9 protein-coding genes are annotated in these 12479 nt (G+C 74.3%); 1 reads left to right on the top strand and 8 read right to left on the bottom strand.

Annotation, left to right across the window (positions count from 1 at the left end):
• Positions 1-9: 9 nt before the first annotated feature.
• A complete protein-coding gene (gene deoD, locus AC3X7Z_RS15785; protein ID WP_489976538.1) occupies positions 10-729 on the top strand; it encodes a purine-nucleoside phosphorylase in 720 nt (239 codons plus the stop codon).
• Positions 730-774: 45 nt separating this feature from the next.
• Here the strand turns inward: deoD and AC3X7Z_RS15780 are convergent, their stop codons facing one another.
• The 8 genes from AC3X7Z_RS15780 to AC3X7Z_RS15745 form a co-directional block, all read right to left on the bottom strand.
• Entirely contained in the window at positions 775-4017 is a 3243-nt protein-coding gene (locus AC3X7Z_RS15780; protein ID WP_489976537.1) for an ATP-dependent helicase, read from the bottom strand.
• Entirely contained in the window at positions 4014-7247 is a 3234-nt protein-coding gene (locus tag AC3X7Z_RS15775; RefSeq protein WP_489976536.1) for an ATP-dependent helicase, read from the bottom strand. The genes AC3X7Z_RS15780 and AC3X7Z_RS15775 overlap by 4 nt, the downstream gene beginning before the upstream one ends.
• A gap of 75 nt (positions 7248-7322) precedes the next feature.
• Positions 7323-8429 (bottom strand): barbiturase, encoded by a 1107-nt coding sequence (bar, locus tag AC3X7Z_RS15770; RefSeq protein WP_186341514.1) that lies wholly within the window; start codon positions 8427-8429, stop codon positions 7323-7325.
• Positions 8430-8452: 23 nt separating this feature from the next.
• A complete protein-coding gene (locus tag AC3X7Z_RS15765; protein WP_489976535.1) occupies positions 8453-9388 on the bottom strand; it encodes a carbamate kinase in 936 nt (311 codons plus the stop codon).
• Between the two features lie 94 nt (positions 9389-9482).
• Positions 9483-10211: an SDR family NAD(P)-dependent oxidoreductase gene (locus AC3X7Z_RS15760; protein ID WP_489976534.1), complete on the bottom strand. Its 729-nt coding sequence runs from the start codon at positions 10209-10211 to the stop codon at positions 9483-9485.
• A 58-nt stretch (positions 10212-10269) separates the two neighbouring features.
• Complete coding sequence (locus AC3X7Z_RS15755; protein ID WP_313960523.1) at positions 10270-11562, bottom strand: ArsB/NhaD family transporter; 1293 nt, start codon at positions 11560-11562, stop codon at positions 10270-10272.
• Complete coding sequence (locus AC3X7Z_RS15750; protein WP_186341511.1) at positions 11559-12047, bottom strand: TrkA C-terminal domain-containing protein; 489 nt, start codon at positions 12045-12047, stop codon at positions 11559-11561. The genes AC3X7Z_RS15755 and AC3X7Z_RS15750 overlap by 4 nt, the downstream gene beginning before the upstream one ends.
• Positions 12044-12472: a hypothetical protein gene (locus AC3X7Z_RS15745; RefSeq protein WP_489976533.1), complete on the bottom strand. Its 429-nt coding sequence runs from the start codon at positions 12470-12472 to the stop codon at positions 12044-12046. The genes AC3X7Z_RS15750 and AC3X7Z_RS15745 overlap by 4 nt, the downstream gene beginning before the upstream one ends.
• Positions 12473-12479 lie beyond the last annotated feature (7 nt).

Below are 12479 nucleotides of genomic sequence, written 5' to 3'. Positions count from 1 at the left end.
CTGTGCGCCATGAGCACGCACATCGGCGCCCAGCCCGGGGACATCGCACCCACCGTCCTGCTGCCGGGCGATCCGCTCCGGGCGAGGTGGATCGCGGAGGCCTTCCTCGACGACGCCCGCTGCTACAGCGAGGTGCGCGGGATGTACGGCTACACCGGCACGTGGAACGGCACGCCCGTGTCGGTGCAGGGCTCCGGGATGGGCCAGCCGTCGATGGCGATCTACGTCCACGAGCTCTTCACCGACTACGACGTGCGGTCGATCGTCCGGGTCGGCTCCTGCGGTGCGCTCACCGAGCGCGTCGGCGTGCGCGACCTGGTCATCGCCTCGGGCGCGTGCACCGACTCAGGGATCAACCGCATCGCGTTCCACGGCCTCGACTACGCGCCGGTCGCCGACTTCGGCCTGCTGCGCGGTGCCGTCGAGGCGGCCGAGGCGCGCGAGGGCGGCTCGCCGTTCCACGTGGGGCTGATCTTCTCCAGCGACTCGTTCTACCCCGCGCGGCCCGAGCTGCTCGAGCGGATGGTCGCCTGCGGCGTCCTCGCAGTGGAGATGGAGGCGAGCGCGCTCTACACGCTGGCCGCTCGCCACGGCCGTCGCGCGCTGGCGATCTGCACGGTCTCCGACCACATCGTCACCGGTGAGGAGACCACGGCGCAGGAGCGCGAGCAGACGTTCGGCGAGATGGTCGAGATCGCCCTCACGGCCGCCCTGGCCGACGACCGCTGACCGGCCCCAGCCGTCGTACGACCCGCGGTGGCCGAGCCGCGAGCGTCAGAGCGCCAGCAGCTCCTCGAGGCCGGCGCGGTCGGGCAGGTCGTCGAGGTGGACCGTGCGCCCGGTGCGGACGTAGTGGAAGGCGGCCCGCACCTGCGCGAGGGGCGTGCCGGTGAGCTCCGACCAGGCGAGACGGTAGAACGCCAGCTGGAGGGGGTCGGCGGTCTCGTGGCGTCCGGTCTTCCAGTCGACGACGAGGTAGCCGCCGTCGGGCTCGCGGTAGACCGCGTCGATGCGGCCGCGGACCACCTGCCCGGCGAGCACGAGGGCGAACGGCGCCTCCACGGCGTGGGGTGCCCGGTCGCCGAACGGACCGTCCTCGAAGCGCTTGACCACCTCGCCCAGGTCGGCCTCGTCGTCGATGCCGGCGTCGGCGCGACCGGGGAGCTCGTCGGGCTCGATCAGCGCCTGCTGGCCGAAGCGGTGCTCGATCCACGCGTGGAACGCCGTGCCGAAGCGCGCCGCGGGAGCGGGGGGTCGCGGCATCGGGCGGGCCAGCTCGCGCGCGAACGCCTCGGGGTCCTCGCGGAGCCGCGCCAGTGCCGTCACCGACAGGCTCTCGGGCAGCGGCAGGTCGACGGTGGTCGCACGCTCGGCGCGCGCCTCGGTGAGCAGCTGGGCGAGGTCGTCGTCCCACTCCGCCACCCGGGCCGCCTCGACCACGTCGAGGCCGTCGTCGGGAGCGGTGCGGTCGACGGTGCGGACGAGCTCGGCCGCGGCGAGGCGACGGCGCGCCTCCTCCCCCGTGCCGGGCACCGGCCAGGGCCGGGAGGTGTCGATGTCGTCGTTGGGGTTGGGTGACTTGGGCGGCGGCTTCTCCAGCCACCGCTCGACGGGCTGGCCCCACTCCTCGAGCTGCTCGCGCACCACGCGCTGGTAGTCGGAGGGACCGAACGGCGTGGACCGCTGGCCCCAGACGTAGGACGTGACACTCAGGTGGTGGGCGGCGCGGGTGTAGGCGACGTAGCCCAGGCGCAGCTCCTCCTCGGCGTCGTGCGCCTTGGTGGCGGCCCGGTAGGCGTCGAGCGCGGCCTTGTCGTGCCCGACCAGCTGGGGCTGGTCGGCGCGGTCGCCGCGCAGCGGCGCGGGCAGCACCGCGGGCGACGACGTCCAGAGCGTGCGGGACCGGTTGCTGGGGAAGCGGGTCTCCCCCACCCCGACGCAGAACACCGACGACCACTCCAGGCCCTTGGCCCGGTGGACGGTGAGCAGCTTGACCGAGTCGGCGGCCGTGGGGGTGGCGACGTCGAGCCCGTTGCCCTGGTCGTCCTCGGCGGTGAGGTAGGCCAGCAGCGCCGGCAGCGTGACGTCGCCGTCGACGGACTGGAACTCCGCGACCGCCTTGACGAACAGGTCGAGGTTGTCGCGGCGGGCCGCGGCGGCCGGCGACGTGGCCGAGGCGAGCTCGACGTCGACGCCGGTGGTGTCGATGATGCGGCGCACGACGTCGAGCAGCGGGTCGCCGACGTGGCTGCGGAGCCGCCGCAGCTCGGCCGACAGCAGGGCGAGGCGATCGCGCGCCTCGGCGGAGTAGGCCGCGTCGCCGGGCGACTCGACCGCGTCGCTGAGGGCGGGCAGCTCGGAGACGTCGATGCCGTCGGCGATCTGCAGGAGCTGGTCGGCGATCGTGGCGGTCTCGGCGCGCCCCCGCACGCCGGCGATCTCGGCGGCCCGCTCGGCGAGCAGCCGCAGGTCGCGCGGACCGATCGCCCACCGGGGGCCGGTGAGGAGCGTGAGCATGGAGGGATTGGCCGTGACGTCGTGCATGAGCGTGAGGGTGGCGACGACCTCGGCGACCTCGGGCAGGCGGATCAGCCCCGACAGCCCGACGATCTCGACCGGGATGCCGGCCGAGGTCAGGGCGTCGTAGACGTCCTCGGCCTGGGCGTTGTCGCGGCTGAGCACGCCGATCTCCGCCCATGGGGTGCCGGAGGCGTGCACCCGCTGGACCTCCGTCGTGAGCCACGCCAGCTCGTCGACCGCCCGCTCGAACACGTGGGTCTCGACGTGGCCGTCGGCGGCGCGGTCGGCCGCCCGCAGGCGCGCGACCTTGTCACCGTAGGCGGACAGCAGGGGCTCGGCGAGCCGGTTGGCGACGTCGAGGATGCGCCGGTCGGAGCGCCGGTTGACGGTGAGCGGCAGCCGCCCGGGCTCGCCGTCGACCGCCGGGAACGTGTCGGCGAAGTTGAGGATGTTGGACACCGAGGCGCCACGCCAGCCGTAGATGGCCTGGTTGGGGTCGCCCACCGCCATCACCGGGTGGCCGAGGCCGCGCTCGGGGTCAGGCCCGGAGAAGAGCCGCGCGAGCATCGTCGCCTGCGCCACGGAGGTGTCCTGGTATTCGTCGAGGAGGACGACCTTGAAGCGGGCCCGCTCGAGCTCGCCCACCTCCGGCTGCTCCTCGACCAGCCGGGCGGCCAGCGCGATCTGGTCGCCGAAGTCCATCAGCCCGAGGTCGGCCTTGAGCCTGCGGTAGCCGGTGACGAGCTGGAGCAGCTCGGCGCGGCGGTCGATGGCGTTGATCGCCTTGGCCGGCGGGTCGAGGTAGGTCTTGCGGGCCTTGCCGGCCAGCTCCTCCTCGACGGCCCGCTCGAACCCCCGGCGTGCCTCCTGGTCGACGCGGCGGACGTCGTCGGCGTCGACGAGGTGCTCGCTCATCGCGCCGTCGAGGGCGAGCAGGTTCTGGATGGCGGTCGCGGGGTGGTCGGTGAGCAGCTCGATGTGGCCGGTGAACCGCTCGATGACCCGGGCGCCGAGCTGGTAGCGCGAGGCGTCGGACACGACGCGGGTGTCGGGCTCGTGGCCGATGCGCAGCCCGTGGTCGGTGAGCAGGTTGGCGGCGTAGGCGTGGTAGGTCGCGACCGTCGGCTCGAGCACGTCCTCGCCCTCGACGACCACCGACCGGTCGAGCAGGCCGGCGGCGCCGAGGGCGGCGGTGACCCGCTGGCGCAGCTCGGCGGCGGCCTTGGTGGTGAAGGTGAGGCCCAGCACCTCCTCGGGACGCACCGTGCCGGTGGCGACGAGCCACACGACGCGCTGCGCCATCAGGGTGGTCTTGCCGCTGCCGGCGCCGGCCACGACGACCGTGGGCCGCAGCGGTGCGGTGATGGCGGCCCACTGCTCGTCGCTGGCGGCGTGCTCGGCGCCCATGAGGGCCCGCAGGTCCTCGGGCGAGTCGAGCCGGACCGGCGGACGGTGACCGGCGGGCAGGACACCAGATGGTGCGGCGAGGTCGGTCACTGGACGGTCACGCTCCCGGCGCCCCGGGCGGGGCAGATGGCCGTGAACGGGCAGTCACGGCAGTGGGGTCCCGCCGTGGCGGGGAAGGTCTCGGCCCGGACCAGGTCGGCGGCGCGGGCCAGGCCGGCGCGCAGCAGCAGGCGCTCGGGACCCGTGTCGGCGTGGGCGGGCTGGGCCTGCACCTTGGCCGTGGCGGAGTCGTCGTCGATGCCGAGCTGCACCAGCTCGGCGCCGCCGGAGGCCATCGGGCGCCCGGCGGCCTCGTCGAGGGCACCGGAGTCGACGGCGTACTGGTAGAGGGCGAGCTGGAGGTTGCCGGCGACCGCGGGGCCGCTGGGGGCGGTGCGCGCGCTCTTGAAGTCGACGACGACGACCCGGCCGTCGTCGTCGATCTCGAGACGGTCGGCGAACCCCGTCAGCCGCACGGGCCGGCCGTCGACGTCGACGACGCTGTGGAAGCGCTGCTCGGCGCCGAGGAACTCGCGCGGGTTGTCGAGGTGCCACCGGACGAACCGCGCGACGGCCTTGCGGATCCGGGCGAGCTCACGCTGGCGCGACCACGGGGTGCGGAACGCGAGCCGGTCCCACACCGCCTCGACCTCGGCCATCAGCGGCTCGACCTCGGCGGGCAGCTCGCCCACCGCGACCCGCTCGGCGAGCGCGTGGAGCACCTGCCCGAGGTTGGCCGACTGGTGGACGGCGGAGACCCCGCCCGCCTCGCGCTCGAAGAACCACTGGGCCGGGCAGACGAGGATCGACTCGAGCATGCTCGCCGAGACCGGCACCGGCCGCTCGGGGTCGCGGATCGGCTGGATCGAGCGGGTCGCGCTGCGGGTGCCCCACCAGGTGGACGGGTCGGCGGTCGGCACGAGCTGGCGGCCGTCGACCTCCTCCGCCGCCAGCGCGGCGAGCCGTCGAGCGGCCGCCTCGCGCAGCGGCGGGCTGACCTCCGGGTCGGCTGCGGTGCGGCGCAGCTCGGCGACGAGCCCGCCCAGTGACAGCGGCCGCGGCGGCCGGCCGTCCTGGTGGTGGACGGTGACGCCGAGCTCCTCGAGGAAGCGGGAGGGCTGCTCGCCGTCGTCGTCGGGTGAGCGCACCGCGGTCACGACGAGCCGTCGCCGGGCGCGGGTGCAGGCGACGTAGAAGAGCCGCCGCTCCTCCATCAGCAGGGCCCGGCTGGTCACGGGCGGGACGAGGTCGGGGTGGCCCGCGGCGTCGACGCCGATGCGGTCGGCGCCGAGCAGGGTGGAGCGGCGACGCAGGTCGGGCCAGCCCTCCTGCTGCACGTGGGCGACGACGACGAGGTCCCACTCGAGGCCCTTGGAGCGGTGGGCGGTGAGGAGGCGGACCGCCGAGCCACGCACCCCCTGCTCGGCGAGGGTGTCGGCCGGCAGCTGCTGGGCGACGACGCTGGCGAAGAACGCCGCGACGCCGACGTGGTCGCGCTGGTCGACGGCGCGGGCCGCGAGGTCGAAGAGCGCGACCACCGCGTCGAGGTCACGGTGGGCGCGGCGTGCGCTCGCCCCTCCGGCGTCCACCTGGCGCCGCAGCCGCTGGGGCCAGGAGGTGCCGGACCACAGGTGCCACAGCACGTCCTCGACGCCGGCGTGGTCGGCCAGCATGACTGCCGCCTCGCGCAGCAGCCGGGCGAGCGCGGCCGCGCGCTCCACGTCGGGACCCGCCAGGCCGTCGAGGAAGCCGGGCTCGACGACCGAGAGGCGGAGCAGCTCGCGCGAGGTGCGGCGCACGGCGGGGTCGGAGACGGTCTTCTCGCGCGCCCGCAGGCGCCGGACGAGGGCGCGCAGGTCGGAGGCGTCGAGGCCGCCGAGCGGCGAGAGCAGCAGCGACTCGATGCGGCCGGGGTCGAGGTGGTCGGGCGAGTCGGGGTCGTCGTTGTCGAGGTTGACCACGGCGCGCAGGCCGTCGAGCAGCGGGACCACGGCGGGGTCGCGGACCAGCGGCAGGTCGTCGGAGGCCACCTCGACGGGGACGCCGGCCGCGGCCAGGGCGCGGCGTAGCGGCGGGATGCTGGTGCGGCCGGACCGCACGAGGACCGCCATCCGGTCCCACGCGATGCCGTCCTCGAGGTGGGCGCGGCGCAGCAGGTCGGCCAGCCGCTCGGCCTCCGCGCGCTCGGTGTCGTAGGTGACGACCTCGACGCGCCCGTCGCCGTGCGGGCCCGGGACCGCCTCCGGGGACAGGAAGTCACGGCGGGCGTCGGCGGTGATGCTGCCGGTGAGGGTGAGCCGGTCGGCCACCCGCCCGGCGGCGAGCAGGATGCGCGGACCGAACCGGCGCGTGCGCCGCAGCACCACGACGGGCGCGGGCTCGCCGGCCGCGGTGGGGAAGCTGGCGGGGAAGTCGAGGATGCCGCGCACGTCGGCGCCGCGGAAGCCGTAGATCGACTGGTGCGGGTCGCCCACGACCGTGAGGTTGCGGCCGTCGCCGGCGAGCGCCCGGAGCAGGGCGACCTGGCCGGGGTCGGTGTCCTGGTATTCGTCGACGAACACGTGCTGCCAGCGTGCGCGCAGCTCGTCGCGGTGGGTCTCGGCCTCGATCACGGCCCGGCGGATGAGGTCGGAGTAGTCGGTGGCGCCCAGGCTGTCGAGGACGGTGAGGTATTGCTCGAGGAAGAGCCCGGCCGCCACCAGCTCGGGCAGGTCGTGCTCGATGCCGAGCGCGCGGAGGCCGGCGGGGTCGAGGCCCTTCTCACGGGCCCGCGCCAGGACCGCCTGCACCTCCCGCACGAAGCCGCGCGTGCCGGCGGCGCGGCGCAGCGGCTCGGGCCACACGACCGACTCGGGGTTGTCGCGGAGCAGCTCGCGCAGCACGACGTCGGCCTCGGGCGCCGACAGCAGCCGGATGGCGCCCTCGTAGAGCTCGGCGGGCGCGTAGGCCCGGACGAGGGCGTAGGCGAAGGAGTGGAACGTCGAGCAGGAGGCCGCCCCGGTCGTGCGCGCGACCCGCGCCGTCACCCGGTCGCGGAGCTGCTCGGCGGCCTTGCGGGAGAACGTCAGCGCGAGCACGGCGTCGGGTGAGGCGCCCCGGTGCTCGACGCGGTCGACGATCGCCTCCACGAGGGTCGTGGTCTTGCCCGTGCCGGGGCCGGCCAGCACGAGGAGGGGGCCGCCCTCGTGGTCGACCACGCGCTGCTGGTGCTCGTCGAGCTGCGGGACCACGACCTCGCGCTCGGGCCGCACCAGCCGGTAGCGGGTGGACGTGTCGTTCATGGGAACACCTCATCACGCGGGACCGACAGCGCGCTGCCGGCCCCGCGGACGGATGTGGGACGACGCCGGCGGGCCTCAGCCCAGGTCGACGATGGCGGCGACCGGGCCGCCGCCCTCGGGGCCCTGGTGGGCCGCGGAGACCGAGACGAAGACGGCCGGGTCGCCCGTCACGGCCGCGGTGACGCCGCCGACGCACGCCTTGATCTGGCGGTGCCAGTGCACGTCGGAGTCGTCGAGCATGGCGTTGCGGCGCCCGCGGACCATGCCGTCCTGGCTGGCCTCGCACTTGAGGAACACGTTGACCAGCCGGCCGTCGAGGTCCTCGGTGCGGGGACGCTCGGGCAGGTCGAGGCCGGCGGAGCGGATGGCCTCCCAGATGCCGTCGGCGTCGAGGGCGTCCTCCATCACCGAGTGGCCGATGCGGTAGCGCCCACCCACGCCCGTGGCGTTGCCGACGACGACGATCTGGGCCTGGTCGAGCTCGACGCCCGACGAGCACGAGGCCACCGAGGAGTAGAGCTCGCGGTTGTGCATGACGTCGGCGTCGGTGGGCATGTCGATCTCGCCGAGCGCGACGGCGATGCCGAGGCCGGTGGTGCCGTTGGAGAGGTCCATCGACTCGTGGGTGTGCTCGGTCCACACCGTCCTGCCGCGCGACTTGGCGTCGCGGATGGTGTGGATGGTCAGCAGCGGCGTCTTGGTCTGCACGTAGTGCACGTCGGCCGGGTCGGTGATGCCGGCGCGCTCCATGGCGACCTTCACGCCCGCGGCGACCTTCTCGATCATCGCGGTGTAGCCGATCTCCTCCGGCAGGAGCGGCTCGCTCATCGCGAAGCCGGCGGTCAGCCGCAGCTCCTCGCGCGACGGGTCGTCCTCGGGCACGTCGGTGGTGGCGAAGATCGTGGCGTGCGGGCTGATCACCCCGTCGGTGCCGCCGGACCACACGATCGGGATGCCCTTGACCTCCTCGGCGTCGGCGCCCGCGGCGACCAGCGCCTCGCGGAACGCGCGGTCGGCGATGATCCGGGTGTAGTCGTTGACGCCGCCGTTGCCCTCGGTCTTGCCGATGATCGCGAACACGCGGTCGGCGGCGATGACGCCCTCGTCGATGAGCCGGGTCAGCTCGGAGGCGTCGGCGACGGAGTGGATGGGGACCTTGCGGACCTCGATGGCGGAGGGCATGGGCAGGCTTCCTTTCGTTGCGGTCAGGTGGGTACGACGACGGTGCCGGCCTTGCCGGCGACGGCCGCGGCGATCTGGTCGAGGCTGGTGATGACCCCGGTGCCGCCGGTGGCCTCGACGAAGCGGCACACGGCGTCGACCTTGGGGCCCATCGAGCCGGACGCGAAGTGCCCGTCGGCGGCGTGGGCGCGCAGCTCCTCGACGGTGACCCGGCCGAGGGGCTCGGCGTCGGGGCGCCCCCAGCGGATCACGGCGTGCGGGACGTCGGTGGCCACCACGAGCACGTCCGCGCCGGTGGTGCGGGCCAGCAGCGCGGCGCCGAGGTCCTTGTCGATGACCGCCTCGACCCCGGCCAACGAGCCGTCGGGTCGGCGTACGTGCGGGATGCCGCCGCCTCCGTTGGCGACCACGACGAAGCCGGCCTCGATCAGGGCGAGGACGGCGGGGGCGTCGACGATCTCGCGCGGCTCGGGCGAGGCGACGACCCGGCGCCAGCCCTTCTCGCCGCGGTCCTCCCACGTCTCGCCGTGGCCGATCAGCACCCGGGCCTCGGCCTCGGGCAGGTGGCGCCCGATGGGCTTGGTCGGGCGGGTGAATCCGTCGTCGTCGGCGTCCACGACCGTACGGGTCACGAGCGTGGCACTGCGCCGGTCGATGCCGCGGGCGCCGAGCTCGCGGTCGAGCGCGTCCATCAGCACGAAGCCGAGGGTCGCCTGCGTCTGCGCCCCGCACCAGTCGAGCGGGACGGGCGGCACGACGCTGGCGGCGAGCTCGTTCTTGACCAGCAGGTTGCCGACCTGGGGGCCGTTGCCGTGGGTGACGACGACCTCGTGGTCGTGCTCGATCAGCCCGGCGACCGCGGCCATCGCGACCCCGGCCGCCTCGATCTGGGCCTCGGGTCGGGCCCCGCCGTCCGCGCTGGTCATGGCGTTGCCACCGAGTGCGAGCAGGACCCTCATGCGGCAACCGTAGTGATCCGCACCGCCCGCACCCACCGTCAGGAACGGCCAACCGATCGCGGCATCGTTGGCAAGGTGTGCCAACGGTCCGGCGTCAGCGGCCCCCCGCGACGCGCAGCGTCGTCCCGGTGACGTAGGACGCCTCGTCGGACATCAGCCAGCCGACCGCGTCGGCCACCTCCTCGACCCGACCGGCCCGGCCGAGCGGCACCCGGGGCCCGACGCGCCCGACCCGGCCGGGGTCGCCGGCGTCGGCGTGGATGGTGGTGTCGATGATGCCCGGGGCGACGCCGACGACGCGGATCCCGTCGTCGGCCACCTCCTGGGCCAGGCCGAGGGTGAGGGCGTCGACCCCCGCCTTGGCGGCGGCGTAGTGGACGTACTCCCCCGGCGAGCCGAGCGTGGCCGCGCCCGAGCTGACGTTGACCAGTACGCCCCCGGAGCCGCCGCGCGAACGACCCATCGCCAGCACGGCGGCCCTGGCCACGAGCAGCGCGGAGGTGAGGTTGAGGTCGACCGTCGCGCGCACCACCTGTGGCGGGGTGTCGGCGAGCGCCCCGAGGTGGAGCGTCGCGCCCGCGTTGTTGACCACGCCCGTCAGCGCCCCGGCTGCCGCGAACACCTCCTCGACACCGGCCACGGTGGTGAGGTCGGCGCGCACGGTGGTGCACTCCACCCCGAGCGCCCGGCACTCCGCGGCCGTGCGCCCGGCGGCCGCGTCGTCGCGGGCGTAGCCGAGCACGAGGTCGTGACCGTCGGCAGCCAGTCGGCGGGCGACGGCGGCGCCGATCCCGCGGGTGCCGCCGGTGACCAGGGTGCGCATGCGCCCTGTCTACCGGATGTGGCTACCGGATGTGGCCACGGATGTGCCCACCGGACGCTCACGCCCAGGCGAAGTAGCGCAGGTAGACGTAGACCCAGGCGACCAGCAGCGTCATCACGGTCACCACGACGCCGTACTTGGTGAAGCCCCAGAAGCTGATCGGCTCGCCCGCCTTGGCCGCGATGCCGAGCACGACGACGTTGGCGCCCGCCGCCACCGCGGTCGCGTTGCCGCCGAGGTCGGCGCCGAACACGAAGGCCCACCACAGCGGGCTGTCCGCTCCGGCGGTCGCGGTGCCGGACACCATCTCCTCGACGACGGGCACGGTCGCGGTGGTGTAGGGGATGTTGTCGACGAACGCCCCCACGACGCCGGAGCCGAAGAGCAGGGCGGTCGCGCCGAGCAGCTCCCGCTCGCCCATCGCCTCGGCGGCCCACTCACTGATCGCGCCGATGACGCCGACCTGCACGAGCGCGCCGACGAGGACGAAGAGCGCCATGAAGAACGCGAGGGTGGCCCACTCGACCTCCTCGAGGAACTCCTCGGGCTCGGTGCGCGAGACCAGCACCATCGCCCCCGCGCCCATCATCGCGACCACCGACGGGTCGAGGTGCATGACCGAGTGCAGGCTGAAGGCGACCATCACCAGCAGGAGCACGACGAGCGAGCGGCGCAGCATCCGCACGTTGGTGATGGCGTCGACCGGACGCAGGTCGTCGAGGCCGTGCACGTTGCCCATCCGCGTCATGTCCTTGCGGAAGAGCCAGCGCGCCATCACCACGAACAGCACCAGCAGGATGATCGTCAGCGGCAGCGAGTGGACCAGGAAGTCGGTGAACGTCAGGCCGGCCCGGCTCGCGATGATGATGTTGGGCGGGTCGCCGATCAGGGTCGACATGCCGCCGATGTTGGAGGCGAGGATCAGCGAGATCAGGTAGGGCGCCGACGGTAGCCCGAGGCGCCGGCAGACCGACAGGGTGACCGGGGCGACGAGGAGCACGCAGGTGACGTTGTCGAGGATCGGCGCGACCGCCGCGCCGACGAGGACCAGCAGCACGAGCAGCTTGTAGGGGTGGCCGCCCGACTTCTTGGCCGCCCAGAGCGCGAGGAACTCGAAGAGCCCGGTCTGCTTGAGCACGCCGACGATGATCATCATCCCGAAGAGCAGGAAGATGACGTTCCAGTCGACGCCGGTGTGGTGGTCGAAGAACGCCGTCTCGGCGTCGACGAGGCCGATGACGACCATGCCGGCGACACCGCCGAGGGCGGCGGCGACGCGGTGGACGCGCTCGGTCGCGATGAGGGCGTAGGCGATGATGAAGATCGCCAGCGCCGCGGAGGTCAGGATCACGCGATCCGCCTGCGCACGCCGAACGCGCGTGCCGAGCCGGAGCCGTCGTCCATGTCCTCGGCCCAGCTCGCGAGGCGGCCGTAGCGGCTGACCGAGCGGAGCCGGTCCTCCACCCGCGCGACCTGGCCGAGCGCCGCGACGACGAGGACCTGGTCGCCGGTGCGCAGCACGGTGCGCGAGTCGGGGACGATGACCTCCTTGCCGCGGGCGAGGATGGCGACCCCCGATCCGACGGGGAGCCGCAGCTCGCCCACCTCCACGCCCGACAGCCGCGAGGACGGCTCCACCTCGAAGCGCAGCAGCACCGCGTCGAGCCGGTCGAGGGTCGCGAAGCCGATCGAGACCTTGTGGACGAAGCTGCCCTTCTCCTGCCAGCGGGGCTGGCGACCGCGACCGACGGCGAGCCCGATCGCGAAGCCGATCGCCGAGGCGATCAGCGCCACCGACACCGCGACCTCCAGGAGGTACTCCGTCCCGGTGCTCACACCGCACCCCCCGTCAGCCGGGCCTCGACCTCGGTGACCGACAGGGCCGTGGCCTCGGTGCCCAGCGGCAGCAGGCGGGTGAGCTCGGCGGGCCAGCGGTCCTGCAGCTCGTCGAGGTCGTCGACCAGCGTGCCCACCTCGAGCTGCTCGACCGCGCGCGCGACGACGTCCTCGGCCGACCGGGCGGCGTGCGCCGAGGGGGCGTACGCCGTGCCCGGCTCGACGTCGTGCACCAGGAGCGTCAGGTCGGCGAGCGCGACGACGTCGACGCCGTCGCACGTGCGGGAGCGGACCACCAGCGGCAGGACCCGCGGGTCGGTCGGCACGGCCTCGAAGCGCTCGAGCCCCGGTCCGACGATGACCAGCCACACCACCCAGGCGGCCCCCGTCGGGTCGAGCGTGGCGTTCTCGTCCGGCGGGGGCATGCGACGA

Source organism: Nocardioides sp. Z24_21, from assembly GCF_058134345.1.
The sequence above is the reverse complement of the archived record's forward strand: the minus strand, read 5'-3'. Positions and strand labels throughout refer to the sequence as shown.